Raw genomic sequence first — 22,771 nt, 5'->3', positions numbered from 1 at the left:
TTTTGTTCCTCTGCGGCGAATAATTTATTTCATACACTTACCTCTTGCATATATACTTTCCCGTTTTGACCGGAGGGCGGACGCATCACTGCGTCCGCCCTCCGGCCATCTGGCTTGCTCTGCTGGGATGGTTTTTGCGTCCAACTCGGCTTTAACCGCCCGCAAAACCTGCTCAAAATAATGCCGACCTATCTGGGATAGAGAGCCTTTTTGTTAGGCGTATTACAAAATTTTATCCCATTCTTTAAACCATTTCCTTCAAAGAATCTAATCCATGAAATAAATATAGTCTCATGAAAATGGAAGTGATCCTGAGGCTTTTACAGTTTTTGTGCCTAAATGTAAGGCTCTGAAAAAAGCAGAGGGGGCGTTTTCTAACACCCCTTCTGCTTTTTTCCTTTACGCTTCTCAGACTCGGTCTGCAACTGCACCAACAGCTGCACTTGGTTTGCTCCCAACCGTCATTTCCTGTAAGCCCGTCCAAGTCTCCGCGCCGAAAGCACTCACGGTGTGGTCGTGGGTGTTGATTGCCTCGCAAATGTCGTAGTATGCCCAGTGGGTCTTACTCAGATCGGAGAAGGTCTTGATGCCAGAGGCCGTATCTACGAAACTTTGGTCGGCCAAGCGGCCCAGCATCCGGTTCACGATGGTCATGACCTGCGCACGGGTGATCTTATTCTTCACGTCGAACGCGCCGCTGGAGTAGCCGTTGATCCAGCCCATAGACGCCGCCGTCATCACACTGTCGTAAGACCAGCTGCCGGCCGTCACATCGGAGAAGAAGACCGTGTAAGCCGTGTCACCGACACTCATTTTTGTAGCAAACCGCACCGCGATGGCGCAGAACTGCTCCCGGGTGATGGGAGCTCCGGGATCAAATTTTTCACTGGAGTACCCGTTAATAATCCCCATAGTAGCCAGCGTGCCGACCGCCTTGGCAAATCGGGAGGAAACGGGCACATCCGGGAAGGAAACGGCTTTGGCGGCGTCTTTGTTTACCAGCAGATTGTAAAACGTCTGCACTGCCTCGCCCCGGGTCATGTTTTTGTCGGGGGCGACGGTCCCGTTGCTGTAACCGCTGATGTACTTGGTATGATCCTTGGTCTGGAGCATGGCCGCCACGCCGGTATCAATGGGGTTGAGGACCGTTTTTGCGAATACCGGGGTCACGGTCACGCTGGCCGACGACATGGTAAACGCATAAGTGCCGTCAGAATTCTTGGTGACGGTAACTTTGTCGCCGTCTGCCTTGGTCACGGTCAGGTTTTTAATGGTATAGCCGGCGTCAGGAGTGACCGTGGCAGTCACGCTTTCGCCGGAGATCGTCGTGGTGACGGAGGTCTTCGCCACACCGCCTGCAGCGGTGTTGATTGTAACGGTGTAGGTGCTGGAACGACTGTCAGAGCTGGAGCCTCCAGTGCTCCCGCCGCCGGGATGGCCGGGAGTGGAAAGCGTATAGCCAATGGCGTAGGTAGAGAATTTCTGCGCGTACACATAGATCAGGCTGTTCACCGCGTCCAGATAGAATGTGCCGTCGGCTTTTGTGTGGTTCTCTGTAAACTTCTGCGTTTGACCGACGTGACAACGGTAGACGGTAATGTTGTTCTTGCCGGTCATATCGTAGGTAATGACGATTTCCATGACGTTGTTAGTCTCACTCAGCGTCTCAGTGCTTTCCACATTCCTGCCGCTCTTTACTTCTTTTTCCACCACGATGTCCATGAACTCCAGCGTTTTATCAGGAGCCGCCGACTTAATTGCGACAATGGCCTCCTAGGTTTTCTGCGCTGCATCCCCAACGGTTTCGGGACACTGCTGTTCCTCCTTTTTCTCTACGGTCATGGTGACAGTGACGGTTTTGCCTGTCTCGGCTTTGGTTTGGGCTTCGTCCTTCAGACCTCCGACCATCACAGGGTGGGTATCCTCGCCCTCGACCTTCAACAGAGAGTTGACTCCTCCGCTGGGCATGGTAATATCAGCCGTTTTATCCTTGTCCGTAACAGCAATCAGCTCCGTTATGGTCTTGTGACCCTGCGTCGCCACGATGTTGTATGTGCCAGCCGGAACGCCGATAAAGCTGTAGCTTCCGGCATAGGGGCCAACGCCGCCCATAGTCACGATCTGCGTGGTTTCGGTCTGCGCACTGCCCCGCATGAGCTTCACGGAAACTTCGCTTCCGGAATCACTGTGGATGTTTCCGCTAATGCTATACTGGTTTTCCGTCCAGACCGCATAGAGAGTGACGCTGCCGCCGGGTGCCAGATTCTTGACGAACTGCTTGTCCACATAAGCCACGGGGCCATTTGTGCTGGTTGCCCAGCCTGCAAAGTGCCAGCCGATCTTGATGAAGCTGTTGGCCGTCAATGCATGCGCTTTGCCGCAGGTAAGACTCTGGTCGGCAATCGTGCCGATGCCATTGTTGGCGTTAAACTTCACGGTGTATTCGTTGGCTGTCCACTGTGCATAGAGAATCGCCCCAGTGCTGATGGCGGAGCCTGCGGCGTAAGCTGTACCGGTTCCCCCGCTCTGGGTGTTCCAGCCGTTAAATGTGTAGCCGGTGCGCTTCAAGCCGGAGCAGGAGGCTACCGTAACCGTGCTGCCGCTGTTCTGGGTGACACTGGCGGGAACGGTTCCGGTGCCGTAGTTGGCGTGATACGCCACGGAGAATTTGGTGGGTGTTATGAAATTCGTGCTCACCGCGTCAGACGCCAGATAATTACCGTCCACCCCGGCTTTAACACGGAGATAAATGGTGTAATTCGCATTTTCCGCAAGGCCGCTTAAATCAAACGCGCCGTTTTTCAGCGTGGGGACGGAAACCCAGTTGGTGCCATCCATTGAGTATTCCAGCTTTTTTGCTCGGTCCGCTTTCGCGATGGTCACGGCAGCATCGTGGACCGCAGGCGCGATGGGCGCGGCGTTCTTGTTGGGCGTTGAAGGTAATTACCGCGCTGCTTCCCTCGGCGTGGTTTTCCGTCGCCGCCACATGAACCTTCATGTAATAGGTGCCGACGTTCAGGGTCGTGCCGGTGATGCCGCTCCATTCCTTATCGACGTTTGTGCTGTCGGTGCTGTAATAGACCGTCGACGTGCCGCCGCTGGTATTGCCGCTGACGGCTGGGGCACTGGGCGTGGTGTCATACATATAATTTGCCATGGCGGCAGCCGGGGTCACGCCCTGCTTCGTGATGGTAAAGGTCTTGTTTGTCTTGGTAAAGGCGTAGTTTTTGTCAGCCTTAGCCGTGATGGTGGCGGTTGCATCACCTATGTTGGTATTGTTACTGTATGCCACGGTGTACTCACTGGGGTCAATCACTGTGCCGCCGTCCTTGACGGTAACGGCAGGTTTTTTCTCAGTGCCGTCATAGGCAAAGCCGGTGGGAAACAGTATAATGGTGGGCGTGATCATCTTGGCGGTGATGGTCAGGTCCGCACCGACATAGGTAATCGCATAGTTGGGATTGCTGGCGCTGGTCAGCGTACCCAGCGTGATGGCATAAGCACCTACGCTGCTGCCCGGATCGCGGGTCAGACCGCCAATGAGCGTATCGCCGGAAATCAGCCCCGGCGCGGCATAGGTGAAAGCTGGATCAGCATCGCCGTAGGTCTTGCTTTTCGCGTCGGCGGTGACGGTGATATCCTTTTTCTCAATGGTCACCGTTACCGGGCCATATGCAGGATAATAACCATCCTTGGTGATTTGGTAATAATCTGTATAGGTTCCCGCCTCCGTGTACTGTGTGGGTGTGGAAGAATAATCGCCCGTCAAAGTTGTGCTGTATGAAATCACCGCGTCTTCAATGTCTGAAACCGCTGCATGATGCGCTTGCCCATCATAAGTACCGCTGTAATTTAAGACAGTATAGATCAATTCGGCAATCATATTCTGCACTGTCACAGACACACCTTTAGCTGGCAGTGAAGCCGGGGCACTGCCTGTTGCCGCAACACGAACAAGAATCGCGACACCACTGTCTTTTGTCAGCCCTGTGAATTTAACCTTACCAGTGCCGGCATCAGGTTTATACCAAGTTGCGCCATTGTCGATGGAGTATTCCATCCCATCCTCCGGAGTGATGATAATAGAATCCTCGGTGGTTGCAACATCGCTCACATTAAGACTTGGGGTAATTCCCGGTATTGTTGGACGCTCTGGGACGGTGGGCCGCTCCGCCACAACAACTTCCTGCCGATCTGAATCTGACCCACCTTTGCTATTTTTGCACGCAATGGAAATGGTCTTTCCAATAAAATCGTAGCTTTTATTATCTAGATCCATCCCGGCTAACGAAATGTTTCCGTCGGCATCGGAGTTTATATTATAAATTATGCCGTCAACGGAGATGGCATATTCCTGGTTGGCATCTAAGCCTGTCAGCTTTTCCGATGAATAGTCCACATTTGAATTTGGCGCGTCAAAGCTGAGAGATCCCGCCTCAATCACAACATAGGAGTTGTAGCCCGTATCACCTACATCGGCAATTGCAAATTTCACCGTGACTGTATCGCCGACACTTACCGCTTTTTGTGCTGTAAAAACACTGGAAACTCCGTTGCAATTTTGATCAGCATTTGGCATATCAGGAGAGGACACCGTAAAATAGTCATACTGTGTGCCTGTGCTGCCAATACTCGTTGAGGCTCCGCTATCTAATTGTGTGCCGTCTCTGCCTGCACGCAGATTCGTTATGGTGATATGCTTTTCGCTGTTCAACAGGGCTATATTTTCAAAATCACCGCCATTACCGCTCACAAAAAGTCCAAATATATCATTGTATTTGCTACCTTGATTAAACTCGCATGAAGTGAAAACATAATTAAAATTTAGAAGCGTACCGGTGGCTGTCATTGTAAATTGAAGAGTTGATGTGTGGGTATCCGTGCCAGAACATCCATAGTCTTTCCCTTCACTGCTGATAAGGGCAGCAAGGTCGGAATCTTGCGCTGCGGGGGACTTGCCGCTGGTATCCAGCGCCGCGCCAGCAGCCATACCAAGCTCCGTTGCATCAGAAAGATTGTATACTGTACCGGTGGAAATGATATCGGTTGCTGCGACACCGTCACCAATCAGCGACTGTACCAGCTGCTCCGGTGTTTTACTTGTGTCTTCAGCTAGGGAATATGTATTTACAGAAGACATTGCAAGCAAAGCCCCTACTTTTCTGATATTTAGCATTGCCTGTTCTTCTTCAGATAATGTATTGTAGGTATCATCAATGGCTGCCGCTTCGTTGTAGACTTGTTCCTGTTTGCCATACTTCATCGCCATATATTCCTCCGCAGTGGGCAGAGCGTTAATGCGCGCCCGCAAAGCGGCAGCGGCGGTCGATTCGGCGGGGGCAGCTTTTCCTGTGTCCCCGCACTTGTCAAAGTCGTTTTTGCAGACTCCGCATTCCTTATTTACTAAATCCTTCATGCATTTGCTCTCACAGATGCAGGTTGTGACAGGTCCGCCATCGTCGGTGGCAGGTTCCTGTGCAAACGCCGCTGTTGGCAGCATGGTAAACGCCATTGCCACGCTAAGCAGCGTGGTAAGCAGACGTTTTTTCGTTGGCTTTTGAAGTTCCATTTTCTTGGTTTCTCCTTCTATTGTAAAAACATTGTTTTTAGTTTTTCTTGGCTGATAAGTCTTGTCCATTCGCCGCGCTGTTCTTCCCCAGGTTCGCCCCTCGGCTCGGACAGAATTACGGTTTTCAACTTGGGGGCGTTGGTCAGCATCACCTTTTGCAGCAGCGCACCGTCCGCCGGGCGCATGACCTTTTCCATCAGAACGCCGTCCACCGCGTGGTTGAAGACGCATTTCGCGGACAGCATCGGGTCGATGAACTCCGTCACGGCGCAGTTCGGAAAGACACTTTTCAACAAATTCCCCAGCTGCATCAACCGACTCTGGTCGTTATCCACGGTGACAAATTCCATCTTCCCCCTCCTTGAAATATTACTTTTGACCCACTATAACAAAAAAAGAGTCACAAAAGAGCCACACAACGCCCCAAAGAATACAAAAAAGCCGCCCTGAAAATATCTGTATTTTCAGGGCGGCTTTTTCAATTACAGAGTTTTTAGGGAGCTCAAAGTCATCTCACCCCAGCTATACTGTGCCATGTATTCCCCGGTATAGGCGTTGATAGCGGAGGGCTTTCCCGCCGCCCAATCGTAATAATTGCAGGAGAGCATTTCTGGGATAACCCCCAATTTCCCCCACTGCTTTGTAAAAATCTCCATGGGCAGGGAATTCAGCAAGTCCACCCGGATATTTTTAAAATAGGATTCTTTTACTTCGTCCTCCCAAATTACCGCCATGATCTCCTTATTCGTACACAGCGCGCCGTGCCGGTCGATGAGGTAGGCAAACAGCTCCTTGGTTTTGCTGTATTGAAATTCCACCGGCGCGCCGTCCAAATACGCCTCAAAATTGCCGAAGGTATGTACCTGCACCTGCGCCGCGCTGGGCGGAGTTGCCACCGGGTGGCGCAAGTCCTCGATCTCCCAGCTGATTTTTTCTTTTGTGACCGGCTTCTGCACATAGCCGCTGGCATGGTGAGCAAAGGCGTCGCCAGTGTACTCGCTGTACCCGGTGGTGAAAATGATGTTGATTTGGGGGTTTTGCACCTTCAGCCGCTTGGCAAGCTCAATTCCGTTCATGCGCGCCATCTCAATATCCAAAAACGCAATGTCGCAGGGGTTTTCCTCCGCAAAGGCAAGCACCTCCGCGGGGCTGCGAAAGCCGTCCACGGTCACATCGGGCTGTGCTTCCCCGATGGCAAGCAGCAATGCGTCCAGGGCTATTTTTTCATCGTCTACCGCAAGGATGTTCATTCCATCCCCTCCTTCGGAATCGTAATGGTGGCGGTTGTGCCGGCGTTCGGTCTGCTTTTAATATACAGACTGCCGTGGCACATGGCGGCAAGGCGCGCCCGCACGTTGTCGATGCCGATGTGGGTGCGTCCATCCTCTTGCGCAGCGCTCGGGTCGTAGCCCACGCCGTCGTCAGAAACGGAGATGGTAAAGCAGTCGGGGTTTTCCCGCGTGGCAATGCTTACCGTGCCACCGCCCTCTTTTTTGCTCACGCCGTACTTCACGGCGTTTTCCACCAGTGGCTGCACTGTCAAGGCTGGCAGCAGAAAGCCGGTGGCTTGCAGGTCATAGACGATTTGCAATTCGTCGTCAAAGCGCATTTTTCCAGCGACAGATAGATGCGAATATGCTCCAGTTCCGTGTCAAGTGAGACGGGCGCAGTACGCTTGAGGGAATCAAGATTGCCCCGCAGATACGTGGCGAAATCATCTACCGCCTTTTGCGCCCTGTCGGGGTCTGCCTTGCAGAGATAGCGGATGGTGTTGAGGGAGTTGTATAAAAAATGAGGCTGAATTTGACTGAGCATGATGGAGATGCGGCTTTGGGTCAAAGCTGCGTCCTGCTCCGCCATGCAGCGGCCTTGCTCTGCCTGCAAAAACAGGAAGACGACAATCAGCGAAACTGTGTTAGCCAGCCCCAAAAGCACCATGCCGTAAACGAATGCCTGCACGCACAGCGCCGCAACCGGCAGCACAATATAAGACCAAAGCGCAATTTTTTCCTCCGCCTCAATGACATGACGGTAACGCAGCAGCATTCCGGCGCATAGTAGCATCCCCACAATGCCGATGGCTTGGGAGAACCAAAACAGGCTCTCCCTGTGGTAGACATTTTTCGCATCCACAGAGTAGACGATTGGGAAAAACTGCGTGGCAACCACCAGCATCAGAGACAGTGCACACAGCGTCCAAATGATCTGCAAGGGGTTGCGGCTTACCTTTTTTGTTCGTCTGCCGAGGAATTCAGTCAGGTAATAGGCGAATGCCGCCAGCAACAGGTAATTGCAGGAGAAGGCAATAAAGTTGGAAGCACGAACGCCCCACCAAGCAAACACATCTGTCCGCCCGCGAAACAGCAGTGCCGCCGCATCAAAAAACAGAGAGCAGGTGTTAAAAAGCAGCATTCCAAAATACAGGCGTGTGGTTCTGTGCCTGTGGCATTTGCTCAAAAGAAGACACGCCGCTACAACGGCGGACATGACGCAGCCCCATAGCTCTAAGGATAAATTGATGTAGTTAATTGTGGTCATAGACCTCATCTCCATGCAGGCAAAGCTGTGTCTCCTGTTTTTTATGATGATTGTAGCACAAATTTCCGAAAAAAGTCTGCTGTCCCATGTCATGTGGCCGCAAGCTGTGAAAGACTCCCGGTTTATTTTTTCTGTCGCGCTCCGGAGCGTGCCGCAGAAGGAGTCAGCCGCGTGCGGCTGGCTCCTTCCTTGCATCCCTGCATACATAGAGAACGGGCGGGACAAATCGCCCCGCCCGTGCGCTTGCGGCCACGGTGTACACTGCCGTTCCTTTGTAACATAAAACATCAGGGTATATTACTCCAAAATAAACCGCTTGACCCACATCAAATGACTGTCCCCAAGTCGTTTGTTACCTTCTTGTTTTATGGGTACAGGAACGAACGAAGGACGCTTGGGCGTTTAGACGCAGGACGATGGCTGCTAAATCGATAGTTCGCCACACAGGGAGCTTATCTTTAAACAAAAATTCAACAGCCTTTACCACAGATGTCAATCGACAATAATTCCGGCCATTTCGCGTGCGGAGATGCGGTAAACGGCACCGTCCACGCCGTGATCGCAGAGCGCCTGCAAGACGGCCGCGCGTTCATAGCGGCAGCCTGTCAACGCACCCGTAATCACCGAGGTATCCAATGTGGCAAAAAAATCGCCATAAACAGAGGCGGAACGGATTATTCCATGCTGTACATCCATCTTAAACTGGATTTTTCCTCCATCACACCGACCGGTGCGTTCGATGTTGAATTTTGGATTTGCCCCGTAAATGGCATCCCAGTTGTTGAATTTTTCCGCCGCCAGTTCCCGGATACGCCGGTCATCCTCCGGCGTCAGGCAGTATTCGTCCGTACTTCCGCGCAGGATGTGGCGCACCATACACTCTTTAAATTCCGCGGCTGTCAGAGACTGCGGCAGGTGTTCAGAGAGATTCGTCACCCGGTCACGGATAGATTTGATGCTCTTGGAGAGGATTTTGTATGGATCTACCGTCGTGGCCGCCACCATTTGCTCAATGTCCGTATCAAAGAGGAGCGAGCCATGATGTACAATACATCCGTCCAGCCGATACTGCGCGTTTCCGGAAAACTTTTTCCCGCCGACGGTCAAATCGTTGCGGCCGTTGAATGCCGCGTCCGCGCCCAGCTCCCGCAAAGCGTCCACAACGGGTTCGATAAATTCGCGGAAATCGATCTGATCGGTATCCCGGTGCTGAATAAAGGTGTACTGCCATCCGCCAAAATCCGTATAGATCGTTCCTCCTCCGCTCATGCGGCGCACCAGATGAATCCCGTGTTCCTTTGCGTAGGGTGTGTTGATCTCCTCCAGAACGTTCTGATACTTGCCAACCATCAGCGTGGGCGTTGTCCTCCAAAAGAGGAAAACGGTATCAGGCAGCTTTTTTTCCACCGTGAAATAATATTCAAGGCCAAAATTGTAGTAGACGTCGTCCGAACCTGTCTCAATATAGATCATGCACGTCCTCCAGAGCTTCCCACGCCTTGTAGGAGCTGCGCGCCAACGGTGCGGAGGCCACATGGCGGAAGCCCTTTCGGAGCGCCAACTCCTTATAGCGGGCAAAATCCTCCGGCGTTGCATACCGGGCCAATGGATAGTGCTGCGGCGAGGGCTGGAGATACTGTCCGATGGTCAAAATATCGCACCCGATTGCCAGAACATCATCTAAAAGGCGGTCGATCTGCTCATCGGTTTCTCCCAGCCCCACCATGAAGCCGGTTTTGGTAAGCACGGTGGGGTCTTTTCCCTTACAGTAGCGCAGGACGCCCAGAGAGCGCTCGTAATCAGCCTGCGGGCGGACCGCCTTTTGCAGTTCCCGCACCGTCTCTACGTTATGATTGAGTACGTCGGGATGCGAGGAGAGGACGCAGTCGAGTGCGTCGTGATTTCCCTTCATGTCGGAGATCAGCGTCTCTACCGTGGTACCGGGACAGACCTCCCGGATCGCGCGCACGGTCTTTGCAAACTGTTCAGCGCCGCCGTCAGGCAGATCGTCCCGGGTGGAGCAGGTCAGCACCACATGGTGCAGCCCCAATTTTTTGGCGGCTCTTGCCACGTTCATGGGTTCCTCCGGATCGGGAGGCAGCGGCTTTCCGGTGGTTACATTGCAGAAACGGCAGTTGCGCGTACAGACGCTGCCCAGGATCATAAATGTGGAGGTGTGCTTGCGGTAGCATTCGCCCAAGTTTGGGCAGTTTGCCTCCTTGCATACGGTGTTCAGCTTCAGATCCCGCATCAGCTCCGCCACCTCGTCCACAGCCTCCTGATTATAGCGTACTTTCAGCCAGTCTGGTTTCTTTTCCATGCTGGGCCTCACTTTGTCTCCAAAATGGCAACGGGAGAGAGCACATCCACAGTATCGCCCTCTTCGCACAGCTGCTTTTTCAGCACGCCGCTGTCGGTGGCTTCGATCTGATTGACGACCTTATCCGTCTCGATCTCATAAACCGGTTCACCGGCTTTTACTTCGTCGCCCTCGTTTTTAAGCCATGCGCACAGCACGCCGTTTTGCATTTCCGGGCGCAGCTTTGGTATTTTCATTGTTTTTTCCATGATTGATGTTCCCTTCTCCGCGTTGTGCGGCTGAAATCATTTTCACATAAGCCAATCCATCAGTTCGGCGGCTTTGCTGCCGGCCAAAACCTGACTGATTTTAAAGAATTCTTCCGGGTCCAGTCTGGCGCCGTTCAATAGTTCGGCGGCTTTTGCACCGTCCAGCAGGGGGGATTCCACCACCGCGTCGGAGAGAATACCGTGTTTGGCCGCATAGGTGATGTGAATAGGCATCCCGCTGAACAGGCCCTCTTTCTCATAACGACAAGCCGGCGTTCTGCCCCAGGTCCACTCCCAACTGCGGTATTTTTCGTCTCGCAGCCGCTCAACGGCGGAAATCTGTTCAGCGGAGAGTGTCCGTGTCTGGCTGCCGGGAGGAAGAACCTTGCCAAGCAGCCGCTGCCGGAATTCTTCAACGGTCATATCCCGCAAGAGATGCCGTCGGATATTGGTTACCGGGCAGATCGCAGAGACCGTGCCCTTCGATTGAAAGGAGTCGTTTTTACAGGTTGCCGTGATCTGGTTTAGGATGGTAAGATCCGAATCAAACAACAGCGTTCCGTGGTGCAGGACCCGGCCTCCGGCGGCTTTCTGCGCACTGCCCGAGATCTTTTCATCTCCGATAGCAATATCACAGGTCCGGTTTTTTTTCGCCGGAATTCCCATGTCGTTCAGCGCGTGAATAACAGGGGTGAGATAGCAGTCGTAATCCAGCAGCTCCGTTTGAGTGGAAATAATGGTATAGTTCAAATTTCCAAGATCGTGATAGACCGTGCCGCCGCCGCTCATGCGGCGCACAACAGGGATGTGGCGGGCAAGCAGACCCGGCACATGAACTTCCCGGCAGATATTCTGATAACAGCCTACGATAACCGCAGGTTCATTCTGCCAGACCAAAAAAACATCGTCATCCCGACAGGTATTGAAGATATATTCTTCAAAAGCCTGATTATAAAACGGATCGTGAGAGGTATTTTCAAAGGTAATCATTGCAAATTCAACATCCTGCTTCCATGCGCGGCGGCTTCTTCCATCCTCAAATAAAACGGGGCAGACTGCCGCGCAGATTTTCCACTGTATGACGGGAGCAGGAGCCCCCGCATCCCTTGCTGGCGGCGAAGTGCTTCCGACATCATACAAATACAGTGTATTTAATTATATTACGGCTTGTCCGGAAAGTCCAGATGCAGCCAGACTTTTTGAACGGACCCGCGTACTTCGTGCGATCTTCTGCTTTGAAAGGTTTAGAACTTGGCCGAATCAAAAACAACCGGAATATACAGACAATGGACGCAGACCTGAAGCGATGCGGATACAAAGCATGTCGGCCGATTGAAAGACGGCGCGGGTTCCCCTGCGGGGTATCTTTTGGATAAAACGGGTAATCGGATATCCGCTTCACTTGGCAAGGGCTTTGCTCGCTCTGCCTTACATATAAAGACCGTCGTTTACGTTCATAAAATCTCTGGTTATATAATCCGAAAAGCGGTCGGTGAAGACATATGATTGCATCAATCCCACACTTCAGGGTTCGCCTTACAAACAATAATTATTTCTTTCGCGCAATTACCTCAGCATCTTCAAACGCCAATTTGAAGTCCATGCAGCGCGTCGAATTGCAAATAATCCTAATTTTGGACAAAAAAAATCTCTTAGTGCCTTGCGGCTCTAAGAGATTTTCTTGGTGGAGACTGGGAGACTCGAACTCTCGACCTCCTGCGTGTGAAGCTATCAATAAAAATAGCCTGCATCTATTGCGCAACTAAGAGAAAGCAAATATTAAAATTCTTTGATTGTTCCCGAAATTGTTCCTAAATTTGCAAATCAAAGAGAACCGGAGACCGCGCCGGATAGATCAGCGGGTTGATTGCCGACTACTTGTGCATAGATTTTTAACAAAACAGTAGCGTCCGCATGTCCCATCAGATACTGCACCTTTTTGATATCTGTTCCGCCAGCAATCATATTGCTGGCGAACGTATGCCGGAGCTGATGCGCCGTGAAATAGACGTCAATCGTGCGCGGGATACCAACAGGGCCAGGCTGACCGGGTTTCCGTTTCGGCTGCGGCTTTCCCAGAGCCTTATACGTCATCCTCCCGCGTACAATATCCCAGATGCGGCGCTTGCTCTGATAGGTGACGGGCTGCTTCCCGTGCCCAGCGACAACAAATGGATTTTTCTTTTTGCTTTTTGGTACTGCATTCAGACGTCGCAGAAGCTCGGGGTGAATTGGTATCTTGCGGACGCCGCTTGGCGTTTTTGTGGGGCACGGCCATTTGCCATCGCCTCGCTCCGGCCACGTGGTGGTGTGTGAAATATCCAGATAAGGCGTGTCCGCCTCCAGATGCACATCATCCCACGTGAGGCCGCAGGCCTCCTCACTTCGCAGTCCGGCATAGTAACAAAGCGCGCAGAAGATCTCCGCACGAGTGCCCTCAATGGCGGCAAACAGGGTTGCGACTTGCTCTTTGGTCAGTGACTGCTTTTGCTGCGCGGGCATACCTCCCGGCTTGATGGAGATGGATGGATCGTCCATGGTCAATTTGCTGGAGAATGCATCCGCAAATAGCCGATGCAGCAAGCGCACCAGCTTCCCCTGATAGCTTTTTGATTTCCCCGCGGCCTGCGCCATCACCCGCTGAAGGTGCTCGGCTCGGACGTCCAGCAGCCGTACATTGCCGATTGCCGGGCAGATTAAGTTGTTAATCATCGGGCGGAAATAGGACTGCTCAGATGGAGAAAGCGTCGCCTTGCGGTTACCATACCACTCCACGCACCACTCAGCCACGATGGTGCCATCGTTGAGATCCACACCACGGGACGCCGCATGTCGCCGTTCGCCCAGCTTCCGATCAAGCTCATCCTCGGTCTTTGCCCGGACGATGCTGTATCCTTCCTTGCTGGTGGCTCCCTTGCGGATCTTGCAGCAATAATAGCGCCCGTCAAAGTAGTATTTACTCTTTTTAGGCATAGTCCCTCCTATAGTCAGCGCCGCCCTTCCGGGCGGCGCTTGCGTTTAGATTGCAGTTATTGTGACCATGGCGCTACTATTGTCGACAATATACATATAATCGGCAAGTGTCCCACTGGCTAAGTTGCAGGTGCCAGATGCAAATCCAGCATTTGCAATATCTAGTTTTTTATCAATATCATTTAGCGTACTGGCATCCGGCTCAAACGCTCCGGTAATTAAAGCGAAAAATGATCCAAGGGTTTTCGCCTGGTCGGAGGTCATATCAGCATACTTAGCCATAACGATAACGCTCTGGAGCTCGTTGGTCTCTGTCTCATAAAACTGGACACTGATAAAATCATCCGCTGTGTATATATATTGGTTCAGGCTAACTCCATCCGTTGTCTGCATGACATGTGTCTCAGGTTCCGCGTCAAATCCAGTGTGGGATTCTTTTAAAACGTCCAGCAATCCCGTATAGCTGACGCCGAAAGTGGGCAATGCAGCAGTATCCGACTGCCCACTGGCTACTTCGGCCTTCTGCGGGTCAAATCCAGCCATCGGATTAGCTGCCGACGCGGACGCGATGGCAGCGCTGCTGGTAGCTGCTCCGGCGGACGAGGATGATTGTGCCGGAGCGGAGGAGCCGCAGCCGGCCAGAGACGCAGCCATGAGCAATGCCAGTGCAAGAGACATTAGCTTTTTCATAGTATCCTCCCATGTGCCCGAATCGGGCACATTATTTATTTCGCCGTCCGGCGATAGGTTAAAAAAATAAATCTGCCGCAAGGTTGCCGTGGGTGTACCAGCAGACGGCCTTGCGCATAAAATCCTCGGTTACTCCGAAATGCTCTGCCAACGACCAGATATCGGTCCGGCCATCAGCAATGGCATCATCCAACTCATCCACAGGGACAAGGCGGTTGATGGCCCACTTATCGGCCTGATGCTCGTGCTTTTGGCGGACATCCAACGCCGCCTCCTCGCAGTAAAAGCTGCCGGTTTCGCAATGCCCCAGCTCATGGGCTAAACATACCTTCTCTTGTTGGATGGTCGACATCTTCCACGGGTCGACTGCAATGCTGTACGACCCGTCATCCAGCGGAACAGACAGCGACGCAGAACGCTGCATCGGGAACCAGTCTACGCCAATGTCCCGCTGCTCCGCAAACTTGTATAAGTCAACGGGATCATTTGTCATGTTTCTGCTTCCTCCGCTGCTCCAGCTTGTACTGCATGTAAGCCCGGGCATCATCCCAAAGCATGTCTAGTTCTTCTTTACTCAGGTCTTCGGCACCCTCAAAAAAAGCCGCCCGGATATGCTCCGGCTTGACTGCGTCCGTTTCGGCTTTGGAGGTGGGCACTTTTGTTTTAGGCCCATCACCAGTCAATAGATATTCACTGGTGGTATTTAGCGTCTCAATAATCTGCGGAAGGTACTTGGAATAAGATGCAGATTTTCTGCGACGCCACTGGCTGACCATAGATGGTGTTGTTCCAATAGCTGCGGCAAAATCTCTCTGTTCTTTGTATTGGGCATCAACCAAATTAAAAATGCGATCTACGATATCCACAAATACACCTCCTAAAAGACAACCAAATAAGTCTTGGACAATTTGTATAAATTGCCATTAATCGCAAATTTATAAATTAGCGATTGACAAACGCAAAAACTGCGATTATATTGTAGCTACAAGGAAAAACCCAGCGGCGTGCACTCGCACGTTATACCTAGTAGGTTATTTTATCACGCCGAAACAAATGTTTCAAGTGTTAGAAAGGAGTTACCAATGAAAACAAACAATCCCACAAACAACATCAAGCGCTTGCGTGAAGCTCGAGGCCTTAATCAAAGCGCGCTCGCAGACTTGCTTGGGATCCGTCCGCCGTCTGTTTGGAAACTGGAAAACGGCATGCAGAATCCTTCCTACGAGACGCTGGCAAACATGGCAGACATATTTGGATGCTCGATGGATGAGGTTATGGGACGTAAGATTGCCAGCGCGTGAAAGGAAGGTGATTGTATGACGATGCTGCGAGAAAAAGACGTGGCCGAGCGGCTGGCTGTAGCCCCGATTACGGTACAGCGCTTGGCGGACAGAGGCGAACTTGCCCGGTATAAAATTGGCCGCTGCGTGAGGTATGCCGAGGAGGATGTCGAGGCGTATATCCAGCGGGCGCTGATCTCCCCCGTTGCTCAGCCCGAGCAAAAGCAAAAGCGGGAGAAACTTACATATGTACCGGGGATGCGCCTTGTATGATAATACCCCGAAAAGGAGGATTTAACCATGCCGGGAACCAACAGATCAATTTACCAAACAGCCCGGAAGACGACACCTTTCACGCAGGAACAGGCCGCCGAGCAACTCAACACCTCGGTTGAGAGCATTAAGGCGTGGGAGCTTGCGCAGAGGGTGCCTGGAAATGACATTGTGCGCAAGATGATGGATGTTTACGAGGCTCCGTGGCTGGGGCTTGCACACATACAGGCCACCTGCGGAGCTCTGGGGGTGCTTCCGCCGGGTGATATCCGCATCCAGTCGCTGGCTCCCGCATCTCTGGCCCTGATGAACCGAGACGCGGACTTATCACACAATTTTCACCGCCTTATGCAGATTGCAGAGGACAATGTTGTGGACGCCAGCGAGCAACTGGACTTTGAGACGATCCGCCAGAGGATCTGGGACGTGATTGCAGCTTGCTTTCAAGTCCTGTTTTCCCCCGGAATTATGGGTGCAAAAAAAGAACCGCCCCGGGCTGGCACCCGAAGCGGCTCTGTTCAGGGCCTTTCGACCGAGAACGATTACAAAATTATTATATCACAACCGGTCGAAAATGCAAGCCCTGTTTTACGCGGAGGGAGGTGTGACCTCCCGTGAGTGGATGGACGCTTGCATTTGTTTTGATCGGCGTTTGCTGGTCTGTCTGGCAGTTGTTTCGGCTGCTGGACTTTATCGAGAGAAAGGGGATGCGGAAGGATGCCTAATGGTATTAGGGAAGAACGTCTGTGTGAGATGAACGACAACTGGAGCGCGGAAACGAACGATCCGGAGACAGAGACGTGGCGTGATGATCTGACGCCGGAAGAGGCAAGGATTGTTGCAGACTGGGATGTGATGTGCGAGGTGGGTATCCACCGGCTCTGCAAAGCTATCCTCGCGGAGGGTTGATTGTATGGCTGAGAGCATTATTAAGTCCGGCCGAAAGGTCGGATTTACAACCATCACAAATCCACCGATCAAGGATTTATCGTTGCAAGCGCTTGGCCTGTACACCGTGATGCAGTCCAGACCACAAGGATGGCAGTTTAGCGTCAGTGGCCTCGCGGCGTTTGTTGGCGTCAGCAAGGATACAATACGCAAATGCCTGCGGGAGATGGAAACGACTGGATATCTTGTGCGCGAGCAGAAGCATGAGGGCAGCGGAAAGTTTTGCAAGATCGAGTACACACTGTACGATATTCCTCAACCGCTGTCCGAAAATACCGACAGCGGTGAAAACCGACAACGGCAAAATACCGATGACGGTGAAACCGGTGTGCGTGAAAAACCGATGACGGTAAAACAGACACAACCCAGTAAAGACTTAAACCAAGACAGACTTAAACCAACCCCCATACCCCCAGCGGGGGTGGACGAGCAGTCGGAAATGTTTGAACGGTTCTGGAAGGCATACCCACGGCATGATGCAAAGGCTCCAGCCCGGAAGGCGTGGATGCGGCTCAAGCCGGATATCCAGCTTTGCCGCACAATGGCGGCGGCACTGGAACAGCAAAAACAATCCGAGGGTTGGCAGCGGGATAACGGCAGGTACATCCCCATGCCAGCCACATGGATCAACCAGCGCCGCTGGGAGGATGAGCTGACGGCGCAGAACTGCCAGAACAGCCCACAACCTGACGACGAGCGAAGGGGGCGGTTTCTGTGAGTGAGGTTAAGACCGACGCTTTTTTGGCACAGACATTGCTGGATGCCCAGTGCGGCGTCTTAGGGTCGATGCTGATTGACCCTGACACGGTCGGCCCCACGTTAAGCCGAGTGCAGGCGTCGGATTTTACCACCAAGCAGTACCTGACGATCTTTCAGGCGATACAGGCGCTGTTCCGGGCGGGGAAACCGATAGACGGAATCACGGTTCGGGAGACGGTTGGTAGCGGATTTACACAGTTGCTTTCCAATCTGATCGACGCCACCCCGACGTCCGCCAATCTGGATGCCTACATAGACTTGCTCAAGCGCTCCGCCATGCTCCAGCATTTGCAGGATCTGGGCGCGGAGTTGGCGACGGCAAACGATGCGGACGATGCACAGGCAATTTTGGACAAGGCCATGCAGGCCAGAGTTGGCAAGCCGGAAGTCCAGTCCATGACTTTTGCGGAGGGCTACGAGCGCTTTTTCGACCGGCACGACGGAGAGAAAAAGCCGGTATATCTGAGCTGGGGAGTCCCAGTGCTGGACGAGCGAATTTTTGCGGAGCCGGGCGACATGGTCGTAATCGGTGGGTACCCATCAGACGGCAAGACTGCGCTTGCACTGCAATTTGCGGCTGGCATTGGCATGAAGCATCGTGTTGGATTTTTTAGCTACGAGTCCACAAAGGACAAGCTGTTTGACAGGCATGTATCAAGCGCTGCAATGATCAGTTATACGACCATCAAGCGCAATGCTATGTCCGAGGCGGACTACAAAGACCTAATCGACCTGAAGGACAAGTTGATTGCCCCACAGGTTACACTGATCGACGCTGCCGGTATGACGGTGCTGGATATCCAAGCATACAGTCAGGCGCATCACTTTGACGTGGTCGTGATCGACTACCTGCAAAAGGTCGCGTCCCCCGCGTGGATGCGGAAGGAAAAAGAATTTGACCGTGTGACAGCCGTCTCCAGTGGCCTCCAGCAGTTTGGACGTATCACAAATACAACCATCCTTGCCCTGTCTCAGCTGTCCCGCCCAGAGCGCGATAAAAAAAGCGGTGATATCCGCCCACCCATCATGTCAGACCTGCGATCCTCTGGCCAAATTGAGCAGGACGCCGACGTTATTATGTTTTTGTTCCGCGAGGACTACGACGACAAGGCAAGTAACCGGATCCTGCGCATCGGAAAAAACAAAGAGGGCGAAGCGCTGGACATGGTGCTATTTAAGTTTGACGGCGATTTGCAGACGTTTACCCGCATTGCTCCGGGTGTCTCGGAGCCAATGCAAAAGTCAAAGGCGCAGCTAAAGTCGCAGCAGATCGAGATACGTGAGATCACCAGACAGCGAGATCTAGCTGAGGTTGACCGGGTATTCCCGCCAGATAGTGAGGGCGGCAAATGAGAGTTGGAGACACCCTGCGCATTATCCCCACGTTTGACACCACCTACGGCATGCCGGACGATAATGTATCGCTTCCGGCCGTGGTCGTATACATCCATCCGCAGCAGCGGTACTACCGCGTGCGGTATACAGCAGCCAACGGGGGCAGCTGGACAGAAACGTTTTCCTGCACCCCCTGCGAGCTGGACAGGAGAGGACGAAAGAAATGAGAACGATTGCAATTATGAACAACAAGGGCGGCGTCGGGAAAACCGTGACCGCCATCAATCTGGCGGAGGAACTGCTCCGGCGCGGGAAGCACGTGGTGTTGGTGGACTGTGACGGGCAGGCCAATCTAACCCGCTTTTATCTTCCAGAGTTTGACCCGGTACTGAATCTCACACTGGCCGACGAATTGACCGGAAACTGCGAGCCGGTTTGGAGCGATAACCTGATGCCTATTAAGCAAGGGCTTGACCTGCTGGCCTCCTCTTCAGCGCTGTACGATCTGGACGTAAGTGCCATCAAGGACGGTAGTGGCGCGCCAGAGCGGATGATGGATTTTGTTAAGGCGGCTGAAAGCGACGCTGATACGGATTTCATCATTTTCGATTGCCCTCCGGGCTTTACCGTCGGCAGCATTGCGGCGCTTCTCGCGTCCAGAGAGGTCGTGATCCCCATGCTTGTGGATGGATTTTCATTTACCGGAACACAGGACATGGCGGCCCAAATTGCCAGTATGCGGGCGGCAAACGGTAGCATCCGGGTGACTGGTATCCTGATTACGCAGTGGCACAGATCTCCGGTAGTTGAACAGGGTGAAAAGCTGCTTCGATCTATGCGGATGCCGGTGTTCCGGCAGACGATTCGCCGGACGGATAAGGTGCCGGAAAGTACGTTTGATCGCTCTCCGCTCCGCGAGTATAGCCCCGGAAGCGCTGCTGCCGTGGATTATCGACGTTGGGTGGATGAGCTTTTGGGTATGGAGGTGCAGCATGGCTAAAGCCAAATTTGATATGGGCGAGTTCGCCAAAACGCTGAAAACGGATGTGCCCGAATTGGACACATCTGGTCGGGAACAGATCCGGTACATCGACATCGACCTGATTGACGACGACCCCAACAACTTTTACGCAGTTGACGGGCTGGACGAGCTGGCGGCCAACATCGAGCTGTGCGGCTTGCAGCAGCCCATCCGGGTACGTTCCGGTGAGAGTGGCCGCTATACCATTGTCTCCGGTCACCGCCGCCGGGCGGCGCTGCGCAAGCTGGTGGAGGACGGTCAGTCAAAGTACCGGGAGGTGCCTTGCATCGAGGAGCGGGACGGCGATGTGTCTCCGGCCATGCGGGAGCTGCGTCTGATCTACGCCAATGCGGACACCAGACGGCTATCATCCGCAGATATCGCAAAGCAGGCGGAGCGCGTGGAAGCGCTGCTGTACCAGCTGAAGGAGGAGGGCGTGGAGTTCCCCGGCCGGATGCGCGACCACGTCGCAGAGGCGTGCAAGGTATCCAAAAGCAAACTGGCTCGGCTTAAAATGATTCGCAAGCACCTGATTACCCTGTGGTCTGAACTGTATGCGCAAAGTGAAATTGCCGAGGATACGGCCTATGAGCTCGCCCAGCAACCGGAGGACTATCAGCTTAAGCTCTATCAGTTGCGGGACGGTACGTATGGAGTTTATGCCAGCACCATTAAAGAGTACGCTCCGGCATTGGCGTCGCTGGATGCCATTAAATGCCCAAATGGCGAGCAGTGCTGCACCAACGCCGATAATATGTGGTCGCGGATGCTAAAGCGTGATTATTGCACCAAACACTGTGACGGTCGCTATGGACGCAAAGCACAGTGCTGTAAGGGCTGCCCGGAGCTGTCGAAATGCAAATACGCCTGCCCCGCGTTTGCAGACGAGATTGCGAAAGAAAAGGCAGAAGCCAAGGCTGAGAGGCAAGAGGAAAAGGCAGCAAAAGAGGCTGCGCAGCAGGCACACATTGCTAGTGTCGTTGCAAGCTGGGCGCGCGTTGGCGCAGCTCGTAAGGCAGCAAAACTGAAAATGAATGATTTTATCAGGGGCATCTATGTACCCAATAAACCGGAATCGGCCTCTTACAGCGATTGGCGCGAAAAAGAATGGGCGAATCGTGAAAAGGGCGAGGGGATCACGCTAAGTGATCGGTGCTTTGGTGCAGATATCCTGAACAACGATGAACTTATCCGCGCGGCGGACATTCTTGGCTGCTCCCTGGATTATCTGCTGGGCCGCGTGGACGACCCGCAGCCATTCACCGGTGCGTGGAAATCTGCGCGAGAGGAGAAACCAGATGAAGGTCGATTCCTTTTTGTGTGTGATGCATTTGGCTACGTGCAGTCGTCGGTGTACTGGAATGGCGATTACATGGATTCTACGCCAAGAAGCACAGCAAATGAGCATCTTGATTTTATACATTTCTGGATGTACCAGCCCGCTATGCCAGAAGGTATGCGGCACGGAGGTCAGGATACGCTTGAAGAAATTATGAAAGAGCGGGGTATGGACGTATGAGCATGGAGCAGTATGAGGCAAAACGGCAGTTTGTGACGCGGGAGCTGTCCCGCTGCATCTGCGCAGCGTATGGCGGTGTGAGCCGTCTGGAGTATGAGTATCACGAGGACGACGAGGAGACCGTGATTATCCGCTTTGACAACGGCTATCACAAGACGGTCAGCGTCAGCGGCGACAGCCGGAGCGGCATTATGACTGACGTGATGATCGCTTTGTCGGGGGTGTGACATGGAACGGTGTACATGGGATGATGGGCGCGGAAACTGGGGCATTCGGGGCGTGGAGCTGTCGCAGCTCCCGCCCAATGCCTATGGTGCGTTGTATAAGCTACATGACATAGAGCGGCTTGTGGAGGCTATCCAGCAGGAGGAAGACGCTGCCTGCGTGTCTGGTCTGCTGTGGAGACTGATGGCTACGCTGGGCCTGAATTGCGTGGTGACTAATGCCAAAGCCTAAACCAAACTGCGGGGCTTGCCAAAAGCGCTACCCCGGATGCCACAACCCGGAAACCTGTAAGGATTGGCGCGATTATATTGCTGCAAAGGCAGAGTGGGACGCCAGAGTAAAAGCTACACGCGGCGTGGAAGTCATGATGTATGGGTACAAGGCTGGAATTTTGCGAGAATATACACACGATAAAAAGCGAAAAGGGAGATGCCGAGATTGCTCAACAAAGTTATCCTGATGGGCCGCCTGACGCGGGACCCCGAATTGCGGAGGACGCAGGCAGGGACAGCCGTTGCCTCCTTTACGTTAGCCGTTTATCGGGACTTCAAGTCCCAAAGCGGCGAAAAGGAAACGGATTTCATCGACATTGTGGCGTGGCGCACCACCGCAGAGTTTATTAGCAAATATTTCAGCAAGGGCCGTATGGCCGTGGTGGAGGGCCGCTTGCAGCTACGGGACTGGACGGACAAGCAGGGCGTCAAACGCCGCTCTGCTGAAGTGATTGCCGATAGCGTCTATTTTGGAGACTCAAAAAAGGATGTGTCCAATTCGGGCACATCCACTCCGGCTCCTGTGGATGCCCACAGCGATTTTGAGGAGGTCGGCACAGAGGACGGGGAGCTGCCGTTTTGAGCGATTACCTATCCGGAAATTTGTAAATTGCATCCCTCACGGCCTCGGAGTAAGTTACGACCTCCACGCCGGGCGTCTCATGCTGGAGAAACCACGCGTGAAACCCCTCGGGACTGTCAATGCCGTATTGGGACATATACATGCTGTAGCCGTTGGAAGAGAGCCATGCGGCATATTCAGACCATTTTTCTAGTGATTCGATTCTCATAATTATCACC

Annotated in this window: 28 protein-coding genes; 12 read left to right on the top strand and 16 right to left on the bottom strand. The window is 53.0% G+C overall.

All coding sequences use genetic code 11. The features are described 5' to 3' along the window. Positions 1 to 408: 408 nt before the first annotated feature. From ON16_RS13860 to ON16_RS13795, 15 genes are all read right to left on the bottom strand, one after another. Complete coding sequence (locus tag ON16_RS13860; RefSeq protein WP_158441633.1) at positions 409 to 1,680, bottom strand: S-layer homology domain-containing protein; 1,272 nt, start codon at positions 1,678 to 1,680, stop codon at positions 409 to 411. A 93-nt stretch (positions 1,681 to 1,773) separates the two neighbouring features. Then, entirely contained in the window at positions 1,774 to 2,838 is a 1,065-nt protein-coding gene (locus ON16_RS13855) for an InlB B-repeat-containing protein (protein WP_040663908.1), read from the bottom strand. Continuing rightward, complete coding sequence (locus tag ON16_RS13850; protein WP_144032139.1) at positions 2,786 to 5,638, bottom strand: choice-of-anchor L domain-containing protein; 2,853 nt, start codon at positions 5,636 to 5,638, stop codon at positions 2,786 to 2,788. The genes ON16_RS13855 and ON16_RS13850 overlap by 53 nt, the downstream gene beginning before the upstream one ends. After that, positions 5,587 to 5,919, bottom strand: a complete 333-nt coding sequence (locus tag ON16_RS13845; RefSeq protein ID WP_040663902.1) for a hypothetical protein — start codon at positions 5,917 to 5,919, stop codon at positions 5,587 to 5,589. The genes ON16_RS13850 and ON16_RS13845 overlap by 52 nt, the downstream gene beginning before the upstream one ends. A gap of 132 nt (positions 5,920 to 6,051) precedes the next feature. Then, a complete protein-coding gene (locus tag ON16_RS13840) occupies positions 6,052 to 6,819 on the bottom strand; it encodes a response regulator (protein WP_040663899.1) in 768 nt (255 codons plus the stop codon). Continuing rightward, a complete protein-coding gene (locus ON16_RS15180) occupies positions 6,816 to 7,160 on the bottom strand; it encodes a sensor histidine kinase (protein WP_207643788.1) in 345 nt (114 codons plus the stop codon). Before ON16_RS15180 ends, ON16_RS13840 begins: the two co-directional genes overlap by 4 nt. Continuing rightward, the gene (locus ON16_RS13835; protein WP_051131794.1) at positions 7,109 to 8,107 is read right to left on the bottom strand and encodes a histidine kinase; all 999 of its coding nucleotides are present in this window, start codon (positions 8,105 to 8,107) and stop codon (positions 7,109 to 7,111) included. The genes ON16_RS15180 and ON16_RS13835 overlap by 52 nt, the downstream gene beginning before the upstream one ends. Before the next feature lie 492 nt (positions 8,108 to 8,599). Continuing rightward, on the bottom strand, positions 8,600 to 9,580 hold the full coding sequence (gene lplA, locus ON16_RS13830) for a lipoate--protein ligase (RefSeq protein ID WP_040663896.1): 981 nt from the start codon (positions 9,578 to 9,580) through the stop codon (positions 8,600 to 8,602). Continuing rightward, positions 9,567 to 10,427, bottom strand: a complete 861-nt coding sequence (gene lipA, locus ON16_RS13825) for a lipoyl synthase (protein WP_051131793.1) — start codon at positions 10,425 to 10,427, stop codon at positions 9,567 to 9,569. The genes lplA and lipA overlap by 14 nt, the downstream gene beginning before the upstream one ends. Positions 10,428 to 10,435: 8 nt before the next feature. Next, on the bottom strand, positions 10,436 to 10,675 hold the full coding sequence (locus ON16_RS13820) for a biotin/lipoyl-containing protein (protein WP_040663890.1): 240 nt from the start codon (positions 10,673 to 10,675) through the stop codon (positions 10,436 to 10,438). Positions 10,676 to 10,717: 42 nt separating this feature from the next. Further along, positions 10,718 to 11,665, bottom strand: coding sequence for a lipoate--protein ligase family protein (locus tag ON16_RS13815; RefSeq protein WP_051131792.1), 948 nt, complete (start codon positions 11,663 to 11,665; stop codon positions 10,718 to 10,720). A gap of 834 nt (positions 11,666 to 12,499) precedes the next feature. Then, positions 12,500 to 13,648: a tyrosine-type recombinase/integrase gene (locus ON16_RS13810; protein ID WP_040663886.1), complete on the bottom strand. Its 1,149-nt coding sequence runs from the start codon at positions 13,646 to 13,648 to the stop codon at positions 12,500 to 12,502. A gap of 45 nt (positions 13,649 to 13,693) precedes the next feature. Further along, on the bottom strand, positions 13,694 to 14,338 hold the full coding sequence (locus ON16_RS13805; protein WP_040663883.1) for a hypothetical protein: 645 nt from the start codon (positions 14,336 to 14,338) through the stop codon (positions 13,694 to 13,696). A gap of 58 nt (positions 14,339 to 14,396) precedes the next feature. Next, a complete protein-coding gene (locus ON16_RS13800) occupies positions 14,397 to 14,831 on the bottom strand; it encodes an ImmA/IrrE family metallo-endopeptidase (RefSeq protein WP_051131518.1) in 435 nt (144 codons plus the stop codon). Continuing rightward, positions 14,821 to 15,204, bottom strand: coding sequence for a helix-turn-helix domain-containing protein (locus tag ON16_RS13795; RefSeq protein ID WP_040663880.1), 384 nt, complete (start codon positions 15,202 to 15,204; stop codon positions 14,821 to 14,823). Before ON16_RS13795 ends, ON16_RS13800 begins: the two co-directional genes overlap by 11 nt. Positions 15,205 to 15,420: 216 nt before the next feature. Here ON16_RS13795 and ON16_RS13790 point away from each other — a divergent pair, with 216 nt between their 5' ends. The 12 genes from ON16_RS13790 to ON16_RS13735 all read left to right on the top strand — a co-directional run bounded on the left by ON16_RS13790 (position 15,421) and on the right by ON16_RS13735 (position 22,553). After that, positions 15,421 to 15,639 carry a helix-turn-helix domain-containing protein gene (locus ON16_RS13790; RefSeq protein WP_051131791.1) on the top strand — a complete coding sequence of 73 codons (219 nt, stop codon included), beginning with the start codon at positions 15,421 to 15,423 and terminating at the stop codon, positions 15,637 to 15,639. Between the two features lie 15 nt (positions 15,640 to 15,654). Then, complete coding sequence (locus tag ON16_RS13785; protein WP_040663877.1) at positions 15,655 to 15,891, top strand: helix-turn-helix domain-containing protein; 237 nt, start codon at positions 15,655 to 15,657, stop codon at positions 15,889 to 15,891. A 27-nt stretch (positions 15,892 to 15,918) separates the two neighbouring features. Beyond that, a complete protein-coding gene (locus ON16_RS15175; protein WP_051131790.1) occupies positions 15,919 to 16,509 on the top strand; it encodes a helix-turn-helix domain-containing protein in 591 nt (196 codons plus the stop codon). A 99-nt stretch (positions 16,510 to 16,608) separates the two neighbouring features. After that, positions 16,609 to 16,800, top strand: a complete 192-nt coding sequence (locus ON16_RS13775) for a hypothetical protein (RefSeq protein ID WP_040663873.1) — start codon at positions 16,609 to 16,611, stop codon at positions 16,798 to 16,800. 4 nt (positions 16,801 to 16,804) lie between these two features. Next, positions 16,805 to 17,557, top strand: a complete 753-nt coding sequence (locus tag ON16_RS15170; protein ID WP_051131789.1) for an LvrA C-terminal domain-related protein — start codon at positions 16,805 to 16,807, stop codon at positions 17,555 to 17,557. Next, on the top strand, positions 17,554 to 18,951 hold the full coding sequence (locus ON16_RS13765; RefSeq protein ID WP_040663870.1) for a replicative DNA helicase: 1,398 nt from the start codon (positions 17,554 to 17,556) through the stop codon (positions 18,949 to 18,951). Before ON16_RS15170 ends, ON16_RS13765 begins: the two co-directional genes overlap by 4 nt. Beyond that, positions 18,948 to 19,160 carry a hypothetical protein gene (locus ON16_RS13760; RefSeq protein WP_040663867.1) on the top strand — a complete coding sequence of 71 codons (213 nt, stop codon included), beginning with the start codon at positions 18,948 to 18,950 and terminating at the stop codon, positions 19,158 to 19,160. Before ON16_RS13765 ends, ON16_RS13760 begins: the two co-directional genes overlap by 4 nt. Then, positions 19,157 to 19,933, top strand: coding sequence for a ParA family protein (locus ON16_RS13755; protein ID WP_040663865.1), 777 nt, complete (start codon positions 19,157 to 19,159; stop codon positions 19,931 to 19,933). Before ON16_RS13760 ends, ON16_RS13755 begins: the two co-directional genes overlap by 4 nt. Beyond that, positions 19,926 to 21,473, top strand: coding sequence for a ParB/RepB/Spo0J family partition protein (locus ON16_RS13750; RefSeq protein WP_051131788.1), 1,548 nt, complete (start codon positions 19,926 to 19,928; stop codon positions 21,471 to 21,473). Before ON16_RS13755 ends, ON16_RS13750 begins: the two co-directional genes overlap by 8 nt. A 2-nt stretch (positions 21,474 to 21,475) precedes the next feature. Next, complete coding sequence (locus ON16_RS13745; protein WP_144032138.1) at positions 21,476 to 21,700, top strand: hypothetical protein; 225 nt, start codon at positions 21,476 to 21,478, stop codon at positions 21,698 to 21,700. Position 21,701: 1 nt separating this feature from the next. Then, positions 21,702 to 21,929, top strand: coding sequence for a hypothetical protein (locus ON16_RS13740; RefSeq protein WP_040663859.1), 228 nt, complete (start codon positions 21,702 to 21,704; stop codon positions 21,927 to 21,929). A gap of 207 nt (positions 21,930 to 22,136) precedes the next feature. Next, entirely contained in the window at positions 22,137 to 22,553 is a 417-nt protein-coding gene (locus ON16_RS13735; protein ID WP_040663856.1) for a single-stranded DNA-binding protein, read from the top strand. 4 nt (positions 22,554 to 22,557) lie between these two features. Here ON16_RS13735 and ON16_RS13730 read toward each other — a convergent pair whose 3' ends face one another. Continuing rightward, positions 22,558 to 22,761 (bottom strand): hypothetical protein, encoded by a 204-nt coding sequence (locus ON16_RS13730; RefSeq protein ID WP_040663854.1) that lies wholly within the window; start codon positions 22,759 to 22,761, stop codon positions 22,558 to 22,560. Positions 22,762 to 22,771: the final 10 nt, after the last annotated feature.

Origin of the sequence: Oscillibacter ruminantium GH1 (assembly GCF_000307265.1) — a bacterium.
GTDB classification, from domain to species: Bacteria; Bacillota; Clostridia; order Oscillospirales; family Oscillospiraceae; genus Oscillibacter; species Oscillibacter ruminantium.
This window is presented reverse-complemented; position numbering and strand designations above follow the sequence as displayed.

Bases quoted from the DNA above. Each gene is read 5' to 3' on its own strand.
- ON16_RS15175 (WP_051131790.1), top strand. From the start codon at position 15,919: ATGCCGGGAACCAACAGATCAATTTACCAAACAGCCCGGAAGACGACA.
- ON16_RS15170 (WP_051131789.1), top strand. From the start codon at position 16,805: ATGGCTGAGAGCATTATTAAGTCCGGCCGAAAGGTCGGATTTACAACC.
- ON16_RS13810 (WP_040663886.1), bottom strand. From the start codon at position 13,648: ATGCCTAAAAAGAGTAAATACTACTTTGACGGGCGCTATTATTGCTGC.
- lplA (WP_040663896.1), bottom strand. From the start codon at position 9,580: ATGATCTATATTGAGACAGGTTCGGACGACGTCTACTACAATTTTGGC.
- ON16_RS13760 (WP_040663867.1), top strand. From the start codon at position 18,948: ATGAGAGTTGGAGACACCCTGCGCATTATCCCCACGTTTGACACCACC.
- ON16_RS13845 (WP_040663902.1), bottom strand. From the start codon at position 5,919: ATGGAATTTGTCACCGTGGATAACGACCAGAGTCGGTTGATGCAGCTG.
- ON16_RS13815 (WP_051131792.1), bottom strand. From the start codon at position 11,665: ATGATTACCTTTGAAAATACCTCTCACGATCCGTTTTATAATCAGGCT.
- ON16_RS13755 (WP_040663865.1), top strand. From the start codon at position 19,157: ATGAGAACGATTGCAATTATGAACAACAAGGGCGGCGTCGGGAAAACC.
- ON16_RS13840 (WP_040663899.1), bottom strand. From the start codon at position 6,819: ATGAACATCCTTGCGGTAGACGATGAAAAAATAGCCCTGGACGCATTG.
- ON16_RS13800 (WP_051131518.1), bottom strand. From the start codon at position 14,831: ATGACAAATGATCCCGTTGACTTATACAAGTTTGCGGAGCAGCGGGAC.
- ON16_RS13790 (WP_051131791.1), top strand. From the start codon at position 15,421: ATGAAAACAAACAATCCCACAAACAACATCAAGCGCTTGCGTGAAGCT.
- lipA (WP_051131793.1), bottom strand. From the start codon at position 10,427: ATGGAAAAGAAACCAGACTGGCTGAAAGTACGCTATAATCAGGAGGCT.
- ON16_RS13745 (WP_144032138.1), top strand. From the start codon at position 21,476: ATGGAGCAGTATGAGGCAAAACGGCAGTTTGTGACGCGGGAGCTGTCC.
- ON16_RS13775 (WP_040663873.1), top strand. From the start codon at position 16,609: ATGCCTAATGGTATTAGGGAAGAACGTCTGTGTGAGATGAACGACAAC.
- ON16_RS13785 (WP_040663877.1), top strand. From the start codon at position 15,655: ATGACGATGCTGCGAGAAAAAGACGTGGCCGAGCGGCTGGCTGTAGCC.
- ON16_RS13730 (WP_040663854.1), bottom strand. From the start codon at position 22,761: ATGAGAATCGAATCACTAGAAAAATGGTCTGAATATGCCGCATGGCTC.
- ON16_RS13835 (WP_051131794.1), bottom strand. From the start codon at position 8,107: ATGACCACAATTAACTACATCAATTTATCCTTAGAGCTATGGGGCTGC.
- ON16_RS13750 (WP_051131788.1), top strand. From the start codon at position 19,926: ATGGCTAAAGCCAAATTTGATATGGGCGAGTTCGCCAAAACGCTGAAA.
- ON16_RS13855 (WP_040663908.1), bottom strand. From the start codon at position 2,838: ATGGATGGCACCAACTGGGTTTCCGTCCCCACGCTGAAAAACGGCGCG.
- ON16_RS13850 (WP_144032139.1), bottom strand. From the start codon at position 5,638: ATGGACAAGACTTATCAGCCAAGAAAAACTAAAAACAATGTTTTTACA.
- ON16_RS13805 (WP_040663883.1), bottom strand. From the start codon at position 14,338: ATGAAAAAGCTAATGTCTCTTGCACTGGCATTGCTCATGGCTGCGTCT.
- ON16_RS13820 (WP_040663890.1), bottom strand. From the start codon at position 10,675: ATGGAAAAAACAATGAAAATACCAAAGCTGCGCCCGGAAATGCAAAAC.
- ON16_RS13740 (WP_040663859.1), top strand. From the start codon at position 21,702: ATGGAACGGTGTACATGGGATGATGGGCGCGGAAACTGGGGCATTCGG.